Source organism: Okeania sp. SIO2B3 (genome assembly GCF_010672525.1).
Classification (GTDB): Bacteria; Cyanobacteriota; Cyanobacteriia; order Cyanobacteriales; family Microcoleaceae; genus Okeania.
In genome coordinates this window covers 1-16,660 of sequence record NZ_JAAHGH010000051.1, presented here as the reverse complement: position 1 = coordinate 16,660, position 16,660 = coordinate 1, and the positions used below count along the sequence as shown (strand labels likewise).

Annotated in this window: 12 protein-coding genes; 4 read left to right on the top strand and 8 right to left on the bottom strand. The window is 37.0% G+C overall.

The annotated features are described in order from the left end of the window. Positions 1 to 140: 140 nt before the first annotated feature. The gene (locus F6K15_RS24590; protein ID WP_293065617.1) at positions 141 to 1,478 is read right to left on the bottom strand and encodes a TMEM143 family protein; all 1,338 of its coding nucleotides are present in this window, start codon (positions 1,476 to 1,478) and stop codon (positions 141 to 143) included. A gap of 176 nt (positions 1,479 to 1,654) precedes the next feature. Here F6K15_RS24590 and F6K15_RS24585 point away from each other — a divergent pair, with 176 nt between their 5' ends. The 3 genes from F6K15_RS24585 (at position 1,655) to F6K15_RS24575 (ending at position 5,222) form a co-directional block, all read left to right on the top strand. After that, a complete protein-coding gene (locus tag F6K15_RS24585) occupies positions 1,655 to 3,055 on the top strand; it encodes a DICT sensory domain-containing protein (RefSeq protein ID WP_293065615.1) in 1,401 nt (466 codons plus the stop codon). 487 nt (positions 3,056 to 3,542) lie between these two features. Then, on the top strand, positions 3,543 to 4,154 hold the full coding sequence (locus F6K15_RS24580) for a pentapeptide repeat-containing protein (protein ID WP_293065612.1): 612 nt from the start codon (positions 3,543 to 3,545) through the stop codon (positions 4,152 to 4,154). Between the two features lie 306 nt (positions 4,155 to 4,460). After that, positions 4,461 to 5,222 carry a DUF2993 domain-containing protein gene (locus F6K15_RS24575; RefSeq protein WP_293065609.1) on the top strand — a complete coding sequence of 254 codons (762 nt, stop codon included), beginning with the start codon at positions 4,461 to 4,463 and terminating at the stop codon, positions 5,220 to 5,222. A 362-nt stretch (positions 5,223 to 5,584) separates the two neighbouring features. On the opposite strand, the gene F6K15_RS38575 is transcribed toward F6K15_RS24575, so the two are convergent. From F6K15_RS38575 to F6K15_RS24545, 7 genes are all read right to left on the bottom strand, one after another. Next, complete coding sequence (locus F6K15_RS38575; RefSeq protein ID WP_363268626.1) at positions 5,585 to 6,322, bottom strand: RNA-guided endonuclease TnpB family protein; 738 nt, start codon at positions 6,320 to 6,322, stop codon at positions 5,585 to 5,587. Positions 6,323 to 6,668: 346 nt separating this feature from the next. Next, complete coding sequence (locus F6K15_RS38570; protein ID WP_287286994.1) at positions 6,669 to 6,758, bottom strand: helix-turn-helix domain-containing protein; 90 nt, start codon at positions 6,756 to 6,758, stop codon at positions 6,669 to 6,671. A gap of 789 nt (positions 6,759 to 7,547) precedes the next feature. Then, positions 7,548 to 7,715 carry a photosystem II assembly protein Psb35 gene (psb35, locus tag F6K15_RS24565; RefSeq protein WP_293065605.1) on the bottom strand — a complete coding sequence of 56 codons (168 nt, stop codon included), beginning with the start codon at positions 7,713 to 7,715 and terminating at the stop codon, positions 7,548 to 7,550. Between the two features lie 410 nt (positions 7,716 to 8,125). Beyond that, positions 8,126 to 8,419 carry a MoaD/ThiS family protein gene (locus F6K15_RS24560; RefSeq protein ID WP_293065602.1) on the bottom strand — a complete coding sequence of 98 codons (294 nt, stop codon included), beginning with the start codon at positions 8,417 to 8,419 and terminating at the stop codon, positions 8,126 to 8,128. 280 nt (positions 8,420 to 8,699) lie between these two features. Beyond that, on the bottom strand, positions 8,700 to 10,013 hold the full coding sequence (gene thrC / locus F6K15_RS24555) for a threonine synthase (protein ID WP_293065600.1): 1,314 nt from the start codon (positions 10,011 to 10,013) through the stop codon (positions 8,700 to 8,702). Positions 10,014 to 11,127: 1,114 nt separating this feature from the next. Then, the gene (locus F6K15_RS24550; RefSeq protein WP_293065598.1) at positions 11,128 to 11,391 is read right to left on the bottom strand and encodes a MoaD/ThiS family protein; all 264 of its coding nucleotides are present in this window, start codon (positions 11,389 to 11,391) and stop codon (positions 11,128 to 11,130) included. Between the two features lie 70 nt (positions 11,392 to 11,461). Further along, complete coding sequence (locus tag F6K15_RS24545; RefSeq protein WP_293065595.1) at positions 11,462 to 12,691, bottom strand: transposase; 1,230 nt, start codon at positions 12,689 to 12,691, stop codon at positions 11,462 to 11,464. Between the two features lie 913 nt (positions 12,692 to 13,604). Here F6K15_RS24545 and F6K15_RS24540 point away from each other — a divergent pair. Continuing rightward, entirely contained in the window at positions 13,605 to 14,936 is a 1,332-nt protein-coding gene (locus tag F6K15_RS24540) for a lipopolysaccharide assembly protein LapB (protein WP_293065592.1), read from the top strand. Positions 14,937 to 16,660 lie beyond the last annotated feature (1,724 nt).

Genomic DNA, 16,660 nt, shown 5'->3' with positions numbered 1-16,660 from the left:
CTGGCTTATGTACAAATTGCACGAGGTGTCCAATAGCTAAAAGTCTTATATTATAAGTTTTTTATTCTCCCTGTTGCCTATTGCCTGCGCGCAGCGCTATAATTATTAATTATTAATTATTAATTATTAAACTTACTTCCTTAAGCATAATGAAACGCATTATCCCAGATATAATCTATTAATTGTTTTGCATCATCTAAGGGTAATACTCGACAACAACCATTTTCATCATAGGTTAATAATGGTATATCTGAAATCTCATCCTCATCTTCATCATCTCTGACAATTTTGCCCTGAATTTTTGCGAGATTATTCAATGGTCCTTTGATATCAAAGTCAATTTTTGTATCAAATTTTTGCTCCATCCAGGCTTCAATTTTGTTATCCAATTGTTCTGGAGTTAGATATGTATTGCTTGTCAATAAGTGATAGTAAACTAAAATAATTTCCTTACATTCTTCTTCTTCTGCATCATCAATTAAAGTTTGAAATACACCTGCATTATTAGCAATATTCTTGAAAAATAAAGTGTCTGTTACCTGTTTTTGAAACTTAATCTGTTTAGTTTTGTATTTACTATACTGCTTGAAACAAAATCCTCCTAAAGTTATAAATAGAGATGATGAAGCTAATAAAACTCCTGTCATATTCCTCACATCTTCCGGATTAGCTCTCAAGTTTAATTTTTCTACATAAGACGGACCAAAAGCTAAAAAAACAATTACACCAATAATTAGTAAAAGTTGCGGTACAATTTTCAGAGCAATAGGTACTGCTGCACCAATAGCAGGTACTACTAACATTAGACGGTCTTTCAAAGTCATACTAACTTTTACGTTAGGAAATAGAAATTCTATATCATTTTTAGGAATATTTTTATAGAGAGAAATATAGATTTTTTTAGAACTCAGATGAGATTCTTCCCCATCATCTTCCGAACTATCAGTATCCTCTGTATTTTGGCACTTAATTAATAAAGCAACCCTTTCAAAAATATCAATTTTCTTTTCAATTTTGCGGAAAAAAAATTTCTTAACTTTTATTGTCTTATATATATCTCCTCGACAGTAACATATTATCTCTTCAAAGTCATCAAAATTGATATCTGTCTTCAGTTCAATTAGTGAAGTTTCCTGAAAAGCACGTTCTAAACTAGCCCGAGATATGGGAAAAAAATTTCCTTGCTCTAGAATTTTCTCAAAACTCTGAACAACTTTAGTTTTCATCATTGCTAGTTCTGATTCAGAGTGATAACCAATATATTTAGTATTAGCATCTGGATTAAATGGAGCATAATTTTCCTTTAATATCTCCAGTGTTTTATGTAATTTAAAATGATAATAAGCCAGGAGAATAGAACAAAAATCTCTAAACTTTTGTAAAGAGCTTTCTGGTAACTTACCATCTTGAATACAAAGTTCTATGATATCTTTTCTAGAATAAGGAATAAATGCTTCCCTGTCTTGATAAACTGTCATAGTTGTATACCTCTATTATATTCGGATATATTTTACCACTTTTTTAGACCCATAAAAACCCGATAATGCTTGACAAAATCATCATAGTATGTATAAATAAAAGAAGCGATTGCTTTAATAATCAAGGTGCCTAAAAGATAAAATACAAATATATAAAATAATCATCATTTAATAAAATGAATCTAGAAGCAACTTTAAATCAACTTAAAGAAGCTAGTCCGGAAGGAAAACTTCCCTCTAGTTATGGAGTTTATTTCAAAAATACATTGGTAGCTTTATGCCATGCTTTAGAAGACCACATATTACAAACTAACACTAAAAATGCCGAAGAAAAACCATTAGTTTTGGTAACATTTCAAAAAGGGAAATGGTATTTACAAGAAGCAGATCGTTATCAAGAAATAGCACAATCTAGCCGTCACATTGTTATTAGTGCAGTACTAGATAGTGGGTTATCCAAACATCCTACAAGTCAGCTAGAAAATGTCTCTTTAGTTAATTTAGAAACCACGGATAGTTTAGTTAATGAATGGAATCTAATTATCCTAGCTCCAAGTTACAGAGCTATGGTACTTTGCCACGAACTATCAGAAGATGAATATGTACTCAATGGTCAACCCACTGTAGATGTAGAAAGAAAATTTTACGGTTTATGGACTTTTGATAAAACTTTAGTAGCTAAAGCCGCAGAAATTCTCATAGAAAGATGTCGCCCCTATGATCCTGCCTTAGCAGACACCATTCAAAAACAACATCAAGAAATTATAACTATCAAAGATGTACCACCTACAGATATGACTAACGTGGTATCTCGAATAGTTTCTTATCTGCAAACTTCCCAACAGCAGATGATTGCGATGAATCGTCAAACCAGGGAGCTTTGGGAGTTGGAAGGTCAAGCATTACGAGTTAGTCGCAACCTAAATGCTAATAAATTGCAAGCCTTTTTACGAATGGCGCAGAAAGTAGATGAACGCGATCGGACTAACCCTATTGCCTCTTTGCAAGTAGCAGCTTTATCTGAAACTCTTGGTCAAATGTTAGATTTACCTACTTTGCAGTTGCGACGTTTGCGGTTAGCAGGATTATTGTTTCGAGTGGGGTTAGCATCAGCACCAAACGAAGTATTTACTCAAACACCAGATGAATTAGATGATGCAACTTTAACTTTTTGGCAGGAAAGGAGCGTACTTGGATCTCAATTATTAACAGCAATGCCAGAGTTAGCACCTGTAACTAAAATTGTGGCTCATCATTTAGAATATTGGGATGGTAGCGGTAAACCAGATGGTCTCAGAGAAGAGGAAATACCTATAGAATCTCGAATTTTGGGGTTAATTTCTTACTTTCAAGAGCTAATACAAGCACGAGGTAAACGAATAGCTCTTAGTTTGGGAGAAGCTTTAGAAAAATGTATCAATCACAGTGGCACATATTTTGAGCCTATTCTTGTAGAATCTCTCAGCAACGTCATTCGATTAACTGAAATGGGTCTGATGCAATTACCTCAAAGACCAACTCAACTGCCCAACGTTTGGTTAGAGGAAGTAGTTACATCAAAGACATCTGTAAATTAATATCCTTAAGAATATTCGATCTTTTCTTAACTGTGGATGTAGGAGTTTTTCTATTTCTTGAGTAGGGGAGTGGGGGAGTAGTAAACATCAGAATAATTAATACGCTACTGGTGTGCTAATTATCAAAAATGTCATTGTGCCTGTGTTAATTACTTAATAATTGAAGTTTCTACTCACAAAAGTATTCTTTTTTCACCCTTGGTATAACACTTAATACCATTCCTCAAAAACTTTTCTACATTTTCTTGAGTAGGAGACCCACCCCTAACCTCTCCCAGGAGGGGGGAGTGAACCCACCCCTAACCCCGACCGTGGAGGGGAAGTAAACATCAGAATAATTAACATTAACTTGACTCAAATTAACAAAAAAATCATTCTACCTGTGTTAATTACTTAATGATTGAAGTGCTACCTAAGTGTAGCATTAATTTTAGGAATTGGTATAAGACCTAACACCTAACACCTAACACCTAACACCTAAATAGATATGAATCAATCAATGTCCCTAGATATTTCGGCCATTCGAGTTGGCAAAATTAAACTTTTAGCAAGCGCTCATCTCCCTGGTGTAGATTTAGCAGGAACCCAGCTTTCAGAAGCAGACTTCTACCAAGCAAACTTGGTTGGAGTTAATTTTGTTGGGGCTAATCTACAGAAAGCTACTCTGAGAGCTAACCTGCGTGGAGCTGACTTCACTGGTGCAGATTTGAGAGAGGCAGACTTTCGTAATGCTGATCTACGGGGTGCTATTTTTATGGATGCCCAAGTTAGAGGAGCTAGCTTTGCAGGTGCTTTCTTAAATGGGGCTGTATTGAATAATTTGGACTTGAGTGGGGCTGATTTTCGTGGGGCGGACCTACGAGGTGTGAACTTCACTAGAACTATTCTATTTCAAGCAGAATTTAGTAGTGCTAATTTAGCTGGTGCAGATTTATCCCAAGCAGATTTAGAAGAAGCTAATTTTACTGGGGCCATACTCCGGGGCACAAATTTACAACGGGCTAATTTGCTCTGTGCTATTGTCGATCGCGCTGACTTCAATGGAGCTATACTCACGGATGCTTGTCTGCAAGGTACACCCCTTGATTCAGTCAATTAATTGCTAAAAAATTTGCCTAGTGCAGGATGACGGAAATAACTGACCAGTTACAAAATCCTAAAACAATTACAAATCAAAAATGATTGACTGTCTTGAGTGCGTCTTACATTCTGAGGTCCCCTCAGAATTACGCACTCGATGCATGACTTTTGACTTTTAACTTCCGCGTAGCGGCACTAGGCTATGTCTTCTCTGAAATTGATAAGTAGATGCAAAGTAATGCTTATTAAGTACATAAGTACAAGTAAACTTTACAATTCTTTATCAAACTGTTAGGATATCAATGAAGGCAAACATTGAAAAATTATGGTGACTGCGTTGTTTACCAATGTACCAATGCAAAATCAAAGTGGCGATCGCCTAGTGAGCAAGGCAGCAGGAGCAGCAATAGCAGCTCTGTTTAAAAGCTCTGATAAAGTCGAAGCCAATGTCCGTGCCGAGCCAGTGGCCAAACTTTTACAGGGTAGTCTGGATGGGTTTGATTTCATTGGCAAAGGAATGCGGATGTACAATGGCCTTCGGATTGAAGTTATGGAGCTTTACCTGCAAGCTGTCTCAATAGACTTTAGTGCAATTTTTACTGGTAAGGTCAAATTAAGGCAGCCGATCCAGGCCACTATGAGGACTGTATTAACTGAGTCTGACTTGACCACTTCTTTCAATACACCATTTGTGGTAGAGAAACTCCAAAGGCTCAAATATCAGGGACAACCCCTACACTTCCAAAATACTCAAATGATTATCACTGAAGATCGAGCCCTCAGACTTAAAACTCAAATCGGTGTAGGAAATCCAAATCAACCTATAGAAGTTGATTTAACTGCTAACGTTGAAGTGGAAGATAGACGTAAAATCAAATTTGTCAATGTTAAATATGATGGTAATCAAGAGTCAGTAGATTTAGGTAAATCTCTAATAGACCATGTAAATAATTTACTAGACCTAGATAAATTTGCCTTAGAAAATACTCAATTAAGAGTAGATCGACTACGGGTAGGAAGAGATGATATTACATTCTATGGTATAGCTAAGATTAACCAGTTTCCTAGTGGGATGAAGAATAAATAGTTGTTAATCTTTCTAGAATATTGTTCTATAGTCAGTGTCTTTTAAATCTCAATCGCCAACTTTGATGTCGGCAAGTGGTCTCCCTTTATACAAATGTTAACGGGAGGGGAATTGCCGACCAACAAATAAACCGCGCAGCGTCCACTTATTTCTTGCATTGTGTGCTTTTTTGTGTTATTTTGATTGTATCAGGAGTAGCGGTAGTACGCACCTGAGAAAACTATGAAAACAAATAGCGAGTATGGAGTTCAATTCAGAAGTTCGTCCTCAACCGTTGACATCCTCTCCGGCCTGAAGGCGCGGAGATTCTTACTGAACCGTAGCTCTTCGGTGGGTTGACGTTTTGCTGGCGCAAAGCTCCGCTAACACAGGCTGCTGCTACCAGATGCGCTAGTCTTATGCTTGCCTCCACGTCCGTTTAATGTCTCGGACTGCCCGCCCGCGACTAATATATTTATTGCTGCATTCTCGTCTCTGTCGTGTTTGGCACCACAATTAAGGCATTCCCATTCTCGCACTTGAAGGTCTAATTTGCCTCCACGAAAACCACAACATGAACATTTTTGAGTCGTCGCCTCCCAACGACTAATTACTCTCAAATCACGACCATACTTTTCTGCTTTTCCTTCTAAGAAAGTTCTAAATTGTCGCCAACCTAAATCAGATATAGCTCTGGATAATTTGCGGTTTTTTACCATGCCAGAAACATTCAAATCCTCTAAAACAACTGTTTGGTTTTCACGAATTATTTTAGTAGATAATTTATGTAGAAAATCTGTCCTTGTATCTTTTAATTTACCATGAAACTTAGCAACTCTAGCCCGTGCTTTTTCATACCTTTTAGACCCTTTGGTTTTATTAGATAATGACTTACTTAACTTTCTTAACTTCTTAATCCGTTTTTTCAACGGTTTTGGTGCATCAATCTTTGTACCATTGCTGAATGTTGCAAAGGTTTTAATACCTAAATCTATGCCTACAGAATTATCAGTTTTTGGTAAAGTTTCTGGTTGTCTTTCTACGACAAAACTAAGAAAGTATCTATTAGCTGAATCTTTAATAACTGTTACTGAGCTAGGCTCACTGGGTAGTTTTCGCATAGCAGGCTACTTTCAGCTTTCCAATCTTAGCTAAATAAACTTTATCTTGGTGTACTTTAAACCCTCTCAAGGTAAACCTGGCAGTCTGTTTTGATTTCCTGGTTTTAAATTTGGGAGGTTTTATGGCTTGGCCTTTTCTCTGGCCTTTTGTAGAACTGAAAAAGTTTTGATAAGCTTGGTTTAAATCATTCAATGATTGCTGTAATGGTACAACTGAAACCTCTGATAACCATTCTCTATCCTCCGCCTTTTTAGCTTGAGTAATAAACTGTTTTTGTAGTTCAGAGTTAGCAGGTTTCTTCTCTCCTAATTTGTATTTTTCTTGACAGCAAGCTAGACTATCATTCTAGACTACACGGACACAACCAAATAGCTTTGCTAATCGGTATTTTTGTCCCGGTGTTGGATATATACGGTACTTAAATCTAGCTTTCATAGTATGACTTTAAACTAACAATATGATAACATAGTTGTTGAAGAAAAACCAATTTAAAAGTCGCCCTAGAAGGGCGAGGCTTCAAACCCCATTTTTCGGTGAAAAGGTAAAACTCTTAAGGGAACTTTCTGGAGTACAGAATTGTTTAGTACAAAAAGGCGGTGGGTCTCATCGTCTGGTGTCTTTAGAGGGTTAAGTGGTTGCGCTCCCTGTGTTTCGCTCCGCGACATGTAACGCGCAGCGTTGCGCCAGCAAAACAGAAAGCCCTATCTGTAAGGTTGGGAAGCCTACATCAAATCAAAGATTATGATGTAGGAGAACGTCACTAAAATATACCTACCAATATTATATATATCCAGCAAACGTGCCAGAAGTTGACACTAAATAACTGGTTCAGGATTTGTCGTGCTTTAAAAAACATCAGAAACCTACACAGAAAGTTAATGCCTCTGTGTAGTTAAGTCACAGTAGCTTCTAATCTTCATTGACATCCTCTCTAACCTAAAGGCACAGAGAAACAAAACCGAACCTTAGTTCCTCGGCGGGTTGACGCTTTGATGATGCATAGGTCCGCTAACAAAGAGTGCTGCACCCACCCCCTCTTGCTCCCCTCCCGGGAGGAGATGGGGTTGGGTTACGCTTCCCTCCACGTCCGCGCACGAGTTTCCGAGTTTCTCCGGGCAACTAATAACACTTTATCATATATTCAATTCACTTGCATGCTAAGATAAAAAGTCGCCCTACAAGGGCGAGGCTTTAAACCAAATTTTTCGGTAAATTTTTGTGCTTCTAGCTATCTTTATCGTCACTAACTTTAGGAACATAGTCAGGACGTTGTGCATCTTCCCAACCAGGAGGACGCTTAGAATTATACCAAGCAATTGAACCGATAGTAACAGCAGCAACAAAGCCTACTACAACGACTGCAATTGGAATCCATATATTACCTTGCACCATATTAAATCTCCAAGTTATTTCTATAATTAGAAATATTATCTCACAGCCTGAACTAAGTTTAAATCAAATCAAGCATTATTGCTAGACGGTGTAAATCTTCTAGATTCTTTAGGTAAATGTAAAAAACAATCTAGAGGCTGAATTTGAGAGATTTTTTTGTGGATGCGATCGCAGAGCGTAGCATCAGCCGTATCGCTACTTTAACGATCGCTATTAATATCAAATCCGGTTAAACAGCCATAGAATGGTTAAGTCAGGAGGAGTCAGGAGTCGTAGGTGTTTAGCGTAATTAGGAGCATTCCGGAACGGAAATCGCCCCTACAGGAGTCAGAGAGGAGAGAGAATTACAAAGATGAGCGTAGTTATGACGATTGGAGATTTTTTTTATGTCCAATTAAACGGATTTGATATTAACCACCAGCAACAGCAGGAACAATGCTCACTTCATCTCCATCTTGTAGAGATGTTTTTGTTCCCTCTAAAAACCGGATATCTTCACTGTTGACATAAAAATTTAAAAATCTTCGGGGTTCCCCTTGGTCATCACAGAGACTTTTTTTGATTCCGGGATAGTCTGTTTCTAGAGAATCTATTAATTCTGAGATATTACCACCGCCACATTCAATTTCAACTTTTGCTTTATCTTTTGTTTTATTTTCAGTAAATTTTTGCAGTGGGGTAGGAATTAAAACTGTAACTGCCATAATTGATTAATCTAGATTATATTGATAATACTTTATTTGCTATTTGCAAATTTTCATCTTAATACTGAACTAAGAAAAACTGTCTATCTTTAAGAAAAAAATTATTTTTCCGCCGTTGCATAAATGCGGGATGATTTTAATAGTTTTGTGGAATGGGCATCTTGCCCGTTCCTGATATTTTCACTCCTTGGCAGGATATCCACCCCACTTATATTCATCCCGCCCCTCAGCAATGCCGGTTTTTCATAGGTGTATGTAGGCATTTTTGAGGTGAAGTTGGTTAAACCAAAACTTGCTCCCAATCAAGACGCTCTAATGTTTGTGCGCGTTCCCAAGCTCGCTCGAAACTGTCTAACTTTGCATCTATTGTTAGAGGTTCGCCGATATAACCTTGTACTGCTTCTTGTGTCTTTAAGCCATTACCTGTAATGTAGGCAACTGTAGTTTCTTCAGGATCGATTTTGCCTGCTTCTGCTAATTTTTTCAACACTGCAATGGTTGTACCACCTGCTGTTTCTGTGAAGATGCCTTCTGTTTCTGCCAATAACTTCATACCTTCAATAACTTCAGTATCGGTGACAGATTCGATATTACCGTTTGTTTTGCGAGCTACTTCTAATGCGTAGATACCATCTGCGGGGTTGCCGATCGCGATTGATTTGGCAATAGTATTAGGTTTAACTGGGGTGATAAAATCACGACCTTCTCTGAATGCTTGAGCTACTGGGGAACAACCTTCAGCTTGCGCTCCACTAAAACGAACTGCTTTATCTTCTACTAAGCCTACTTTGACAAATTCTTGGAACCCTTTATAAATTTTAGTGTAGAGGGAACCGGAGGCGATGGGAGCAACGATATGGTCTGGTAGTTGCCATCCTAGTTGTTCGGCGACTTCAAAGCCTAAAGTTTTTGAACCTTCTGAGTAGTAGGGACGGAGGTTAATATTGACAAATCCCCAACCGTAGGTATTGGCAACTTCGCAACAGAGGCGGTTTACTTGGTCGTAGTTACCTTTGACTGCCATAACTGTTGGATTGTAAATTAGGGTGCCGAGAATTTTGCCTGCTTCTAGGTCGGAGGGGATAAATACACAACACTCTAATCCTGCTTTGGCTGCGATCGCTGCGGTGGAGTTTGCTAGGTTGCCTGTACTGGCACAGGATACTGTGGAGAAACCTAATTCTCTAGCTCTACTGAGGGCCACTGATACTACCCTATCTTTGAAGCTGAGGGTAGGCATATTTACAGCGTCATTTTTGATGTAGAGATTTTTTAGACCCAGGCGACGGGCTAAACGTTCTGATTTTAGTAGGGGAGTCATACCTGTTCCTACGTCTATTACGTTATCTGTTGTTACTGGTAGGAACTGACGATAACGCCATATAGAGTTAGGACCAGCTTCGATTGTTGCCCGGCTCACTGTTTGACGGATTTTTTCATAGTCATACTTTACTTCTAGGGGGCCAAAGCATACATCTTCGCATATATGTTTGGCTTCTAGTGGGTATTCTTCACCACATTCTTTGCACTTGAGTGTTTCTATTGCTGTATTTTGACTGTGGATTTGACTATCGATATTTGTGGCCTGGGTCATATTCTTTACTCCCTACTTCTAACTAACTAAGAATTGTTCTGCACTTTTTGAAATAGTAGCATGGGTAAAAATCACCGTCAACTATACCCGACAAAAATAGTCTGGATTATTTTTTTTTCTATTTTTCATTATTAACTGCAACAGATATATTTTCTGTTTTGGCAGGTAATGTTGTTGATTTAGTAGTTATTTTGAATGTGGCTATTTGAGGAGTATTATCAAGGGCTTATTTATTATAATTAAACTAAAAATTAGTTGCTTTTATAAGTATTTAGTTTGAATTTGTTATAGTTTTTAAGCCAATATTGATTAATATTTTAGTTGTTAATATAGCAATTTCCATGCTGGTGAGGTACAAAATTGGTTGGTTTTAGGGAAAAGGGAACAGAAGACAAATAAAAATAGGTGTACTTCACTTTTACTGAAAAACGCTATATTACTAACTTTCAGAATAAATTTGTTTTTATTCTGTCATATTTTTTCTATTTAATTTAGTATTAAATGTGAATAATGTTATAGCAATGGGAGCAAAAGGCGGAGACAGATCGAGAGCTTAAAACTCAGACAACGTAATACTTTTTCTTCTTCCTTCTTTCTTCTTTCTTATTTTTTTTGCTATATTGGATTTATTTTAATAAATGTAGCATTTTATAGTGAAAAGGCTTCTAGAGGTAAGTGGTTTAATACTATATACCAAAGAAATTATATTTTCTAAAAAAAATATCTAAAATCTAAAATGATTGGCAGTCCTGCAACCGTAATGGTATTGATGAATCTTCCCTTGATTTTCTGGCCAACTATGATCCCAAAATGCGCTCCTTTTTGAGCGATTGGAGCTGAAAACCAAGGTATTACAGACCTAAAAAGGCTAAAACCTTTATCTGTAAATGCTTTGAGATTTATTCAGCAAACCCTAATTATTACTGGAGAGTACAAAGTTCTTCTGAAAAACAATTTACTTTCAAGGCTGAAAGTATTACTGGAAAAGGCTTACAGAACCTATATTAGTGAATTGAGATTTTCTCACCTTGAAATCCCTGAAAGCCTTAGCTAGCAATAGTTATTCCAAGAACTTTGCACTGTCTAGTAATTATTAATTATTAATTATTAATTATTAATTAGTTGAATCCCCTACTCCCCCACTAACTGGAGGAATTAGGACTACTTCATCGCCGTCTTGAAGGATGGTTTCGGGTGGGGCAAAGTTGAAGTTAATGCCAAATTTGGTGACTTTTCGCCACTGCTCTAATTCAGGATGTTGGGTGACGATCTGTTCTAAAAGTTGGGAGGCGGTAGTTCCTGGGGAAAGGGTAAGTTGGAGTTCGGAGACTCCATAGGCTTCTTGGTAAGCTGCGAATAGTTTGAGGGTGATGGTCATTTCAGTTACCAGTTATCAGTTATCAGTACTTCCTGTAATAGAGATGCTTGAAACGTGACATACTCCCACACTAAGCTGGCGCTATAGTGTGGGCTTCTCGGTTCGCAGCCCCGGTATTCCGTCGGGATCCACGAGCTTTAAGGACGGAATGCCCTACCGCCCTATTTTTGATATTTATCGCTGCATTCAAGTCGCGGTCTATTGCTATGCCGCAGTGCGGACAAGAATGGGTTCTTTGAGATAATTCTTTATCAACTTTTTTTCCACAATTTGAGCAATCTTGGCTAGTATTTTTGGGGTTCACTGCTATAGTTTTCTGTCCAGTATTTTCAGCTTTGACAGTCAAAATAGACAGGAATTGACCCCATCCAGCATCGTTGATTGATTTACTCAAACGGGTCTTTGCTAGTCCTTTAATGTTTAAGTTTTCATGGGCGATAACTTCTGCTTTTGATAACAATTCATCGGCTGTTTTGAAATGAAAATCTTTACGTTTATCCGCAACCTTTTTATGTTGTTTCGCTACAGCTTTGACAACCTTTAACCACCTTTTACTTCCTTTTTTCTTTCGAGATAAACGTTTTTGTAGAGTCTTTAATCGCTTCTGAGAAGAGCGATAGTATTGAGGTATGGGGACAGATTCTCCTTCACTTGTTACTAAGAATTCCTTCAGCCCCATATCAATTCCCAGAGTATTTTCTAATGTAGGTTCAACAATAGTAGTCAAAGCTGGAACTGATTTGTCTTCTAGGGATAAAGTCACATAATAACCATCAGCTTTACGACTAATAGTTACAGTTTTAATTGTTAACCCTTCTGGTATTGGACGATGCTGAATTAACTTTACCTTTCCTATTTTGGGCAAATTAATTTGATTTTCTTCTATGCAGTCAAGTTTGATTTGAGGATAAGTAAAACTGCGATAACGTCCAATTCCCTTGAACCTTGGTTTCCCTAATTTCTGTCCATTTTTGTCTGCTTTAAACCATCTATCAAAGGCAAGTTTTACCCGTTTTATGCAATCTTGCAGGACCTGAGAATGAATCAGCTTGTACTCAGAAAACTTGTCTTTGGTATTGACCAAATCTCGTTTTTGAGAGTAATAATCTGGATTATCTCTTAGTGGAGGAATTGGCATCACTAAGGGGCAAGCGTTAACTGGACAAAGGTTTTCTGACCACCATGAGAACCGCTCACCTAATCTATAGTTGTACTGCCGACGCAACAATTCCAACCACAATTCTATGGTGGCTATTTGATCTGAGTTGGGCCTTAATTTATATTGGTAGGCAGTGCGCATGGTGGAAAATTTCCGGGGTTATAGCAATATAATAATACAAGTTTTTCAACTAGGGCGAAAGCTTCTGCTGGGATAGCATGCAAATTGAATGGGCATCGAACCTATTCAATTTGTCGCCGATTCATCTGGTCACCAAATCTGCATATTATGGTGTGAGGCTTCTCGGCGATTCAGCTAATTTTTTCGTCATATTATTGGGAAGATGGGAAGAGGCGAATCAGCTTCTATTTTTATTTTTGTTGAATAAAAAATCATGCATATGGTCAGGCTACCGATTATACATCTTATAATCTTCAAAATATCAGAATTTTTGTTTGAATGCAACTATTTCCCTGGCAATTTTTTCGAGAGCTTTTGAGGATGAGAATGATTGATAACTTAATTTATTATTTTAAATAGGGGCGTTGTTGAATAAATGTATGATTTCACAGGAGTCAGGAGTTAGTAGGTAGAAAGGAGTTTTTCGGTGACTAAATAGGTATAATTTGCACTATTGTTTTAGCTTAAAATTTACTCAAAGTTGAATTTCATACCTCAAATCAGCAACACCAAATTTACAGCAGTTTTGGAGTTGATGAGGTACAAAATTTTAGGACTTTAGGGAGTAGGGAGTAGGGAGTAGGGAAAAAAAGATTAATTTTAACACTGTACCTCACGCTTCCTAAAAAGTACTTTAATAATTATGTTCAGCCTCACATAAAACCTAATATTATGTCATATATATGTCCGGTAGAATACTGATAAATAAACGACTGAGGAGTCAGGAGTCAGAAGTCAGGAGGCAAGAAAGAAGCAAGAAGAAGAGGAGGAAAAGGAGAAAGTTTTTTTATCACTAATTATCCGGACATGATATAAGACCTTAACACCTAACACCTAACATAAAATTATTATCAAAGTTAACCATCTAATTAAAATGTTCAAAATTCAAAACTTAGTTCTCACTAGCAGTTGTTTTTACCTCTACTTTTCAAGCTATTGTTTAGCAAAAACTCCTGAATTTTCCGAATATACTCTCAGAAAAAATGCTGTAAATATTATCTCTCAACGTCAAACAGATGCAGAACAAGAATTAGAACCTCCCAATCAATTTTCCCCTAATCCTTTAGAAAGCACCGAACCAGACCCACTTTTGCCAGAACCTCCTACGACAGGAACTGTTACCGGGGACAAACGAGAAGAACTTTCTCAAGAACTCGACCGACTTAACGCTGAAGCAGCAGCATTATTTGCGGGGGGAGAAACAACTAAAGCTTTTGATACCTGGAATAGAGAACTTCGTTTGCGACGTTATCTTGGTCAAGCAGAAGAGTTAGCTGCTTTGGAACGAGTGGCAGAAATAGCATGGAATAATAGTCAAAAATTACAAGTGCAGTGGATTACAAAACGACTGGAAACCTTACAACCAGAGATTCAAGAGCAAGAACCTGTGAATATAGAATTGTTGCAAGCATTAGGTTCTGCATTTAATACTGTTAGAGCAAAAGATCCAGCAGTTCAAGTTTATCAACAAGTTATTGCTGAAGCTAGGGAGCAAGAGGATGTTGCTACTCTGAAACAAGCTTTGACAGCTATGGGGGAAATATACTTGAATTGGCTAGATTATGATAATGCAGCGATCGCCTATGAAGAATTATTGGAGGTTCAGCAGCAGAGTGAGTTAGAAACATCTACTAATGAAGAAACAATAGATCCTTCTTTAACTACTAATTTTGAAAAAGTAGATACTATCGAAAAATTAGCTTTCATTTATAATCAAGCGGGAAAACCTTTACAAGCAATTACAGCTAAAGAAAGATTGGTCAATTTTTACGAAGGTCAACAAATTATCACAGAAGTTCCGGATATAAAAATATCTATTGCTGAAGATTATGAGGAACTTGGAAAACTTAGTCTTGCCAGTCAATACTATCAAGAAGCTTATGATATTGCTCAATCAATTCAAAGGTTTATAAGTGCTAGTGATGCTTTGGAAAAGTTGGCAGCGCTCTATCTTTCTCAGGATGAAAAGGAGGCAGCAATTGAAATATATAAAGTTCAATTATTGATGGATCAACAGTTTGTTAATGTTTATGGAATGATGGAAATTTATGACCGTATGGGTCAAGTTTATGCACAATTAAAAGCTTTTGGTTTGGCAATTTCATCTTTTCAAAGAGGTTTAGAATTATCGAGACAATTAGGGGGATATCGAGAAAGTTATTTTCTACAAAAGCTTGATAAGTTGAATAGAAATAAGAATAATTGAAGAATTGCAAAGCCCCCGCGCATCCCCCAATTTTGGGGGACTTTTACCAGTTAATGGATTCTTGTTCCCCCCAGAATTGGGGGGCTAGGGGGGCAAAATTCAGTATTAAACAACTTTTCAGATATCCTCTAAGTCCTCTTAGGTAAGCATTATGCTTACCATCTTAAGAGATGACTCTCGACTCTTATTACTTAATTAATTAATTCAAAAATTCTGTACTTGTAGAATATGCAAAACATAGCTAAAGGAGTAAGTAGAAGTGTTAAAGATAAAGTGACTGTAGATAAGGTGATAAGTACTGCTCCTACTTCAATTATTTCTAAAATAATAGAAGCAGTTATTTGAGTTTTATTTTTTTGTTCTGCTTTACATAAGGTTTAGGTAAACGTTTCTGAGAATTGGTATTATTCATTTTTGTTCTTTATTGAAGTTACATCTCTACCATAAAAGGTAGATACTACCCCAAGGCAAGGGATGCAATAATTTACCTATAAATCTCTGACAATAAAGTATTCAGCTTGAGGATAGCTTGGGAGTAACCCAAACCTTTTTTTCAATTACTTAAAATGATTAGGAATTTCAGTTTGGGTTAGTTTGTACCTACCCCAAACCACCCAAATTCATACAGTTTCTCAAAAACTTTTCTATACTTTCTTAAGTAGGGGAGTAAGGGAGTGCGGGAGTGGGGGAGAGACAAACACCAGAATAATTAGCATTAACTAGCTAATAATTAGGAAATAAGTTATTAAACCTGTATTAATTACTTGATAACTGAAGTTTCAGCCAAGTATAGCACTAATGCATGGGAATTGGTATCATACCGTTTCACGGAAGTTAAAAGTCAAAAGTCAAAAGTAGGATTTTATAGAGCTACAAAATCTTGAATATACATTCAATAATTGATAATTGATAATGGATAATTGATAATGACCTCTCCCTAAAACGGATAGGATTGAATAAAAGGAAAATTTTTTCTTGTTTCTCCTTTAAAGGAGAGGATTTTTACCTTAATTATTCGGTAATTTCAGGAAATTATTTCACTTTTAAAGTTTGAAACTGTTTGTGACATCTTGAAAGTGAATTAGTATCAGGACTTTTTTATTATTTATAACCACTTGGGTTTGCAAAGTGTGGAAAGTGTGGGGACTGTGGGGAGAGACTACAATTAGAAGAGTTGAATTAACTCTTTGGTAGTTCTTGGTAGCTCGATATTCTCATACCCCCGATGCGTTTTACTACAATAAAATAGCTCTGACCCAAACTTCAAATAATTCTAATTAGGGTTTGCTGAAAAAGTCTTATGGGTAAGGGTAGGAGACAGGAGACAGGAGACAGGAGACAGGAGACAGGAGGAACGGGGAATTATAGAGGAGGTAGGAGGAAGAATAATCAAGGTATTATCCTGCGCAACTATGCGCCTAAAATGCTAATTTTTTGAACTATTACAACCTAAAAGCTTGGACTTTTTTTAACTAAAAAATGCGCTCAACCTTTATATGTCAATGCTTTTAGATTAGATCGGTAAACCCTAATCAAATAAAATCTATGGCAAGAACAGGTAACTGGGGTGAGGAACCTCTCAAACGAGCCAAAAAATTAATCGAATTTCTCATAAATTACAGTCATCAGAATAATCCAGAAAAGGAATTATTTACTGAGTGGAAAGATAGAGATAGAGATAGCGATCGCCCTCAACTTTTTATCAGAACAAATAAGTTTAATTA

Bases quoted from the DNA above. Each gene is read 5' to 3' on its own strand.
- F6K15_RS24590 (WP_293065617.1), bottom strand. From the start codon at position 1,478: ATGACAGTTTATCAAGACAGGGAAGCATTTATTCCTTATTCTAGAAAA.
- F6K15_RS24585 (WP_293065615.1), top strand. From the start codon at position 1,655: ATGAATCTAGAAGCAACTTTAAATCAACTTAAAGAAGCTAGTCCGGAA.
- F6K15_RS24580 (WP_293065612.1), top strand. From the start codon at position 3,543: ATGAATCAATCAATGTCCCTAGATATTTCGGCCATTCGAGTTGGCAAA.
- F6K15_RS24575 (WP_293065609.1), top strand. From the start codon at position 4,461: ATGGTGACTGCGTTGTTTACCAATGTACCAATGCAAAATCAAAGTGGC.
- F6K15_RS38575 (WP_363268626.1), bottom strand. From the start codon at position 6,322: ATGCGAAAACTACCCAGTGAGCCTAGCTCAGTAACAGTTATTAAAGAT.
- F6K15_RS38570 (WP_287286994.1), bottom strand. From the start codon at position 6,758: ATGAAAGCTAGATTTAAGTACCGTATATATCCAACACCGGGACAAAAA.
- psb35 (WP_293065605.1), bottom strand. From the start codon at position 7,715: ATGGTGCAAGGTAATATATGGATTCCAATTGCAGTCGTTGTAGTAGGC.
- F6K15_RS24560 (WP_293065602.1), bottom strand. From the start codon at position 8,419: ATGGCAGTTACAGTTTTAATTCCTACCCCACTGCAAAAATTTACTGAA.
- thrC (WP_293065600.1), bottom strand. From the start codon at position 10,013: ATGACCCAGGCCACAAATATCGATAGTCAAATCCACAGTCAAAATACA.
- F6K15_RS24550 (WP_293065598.1), bottom strand. From the start codon at position 11,391: ATGACCATCACCCTCAAACTATTCGCAGCTTACCAAGAAGCCTATGGA.
- F6K15_RS24545 (WP_293065595.1), bottom strand. From the start codon at position 12,691: ATGCGCACTGCCTACCAATATAAATTAAGGCCCAACTCAGATCAAATA.
- F6K15_RS24540 (WP_293065592.1), top strand. From the start codon at position 13,605: ATGTTCAAAATTCAAAACTTAGTTCTCACTAGCAGTTGTTTTTACCTC.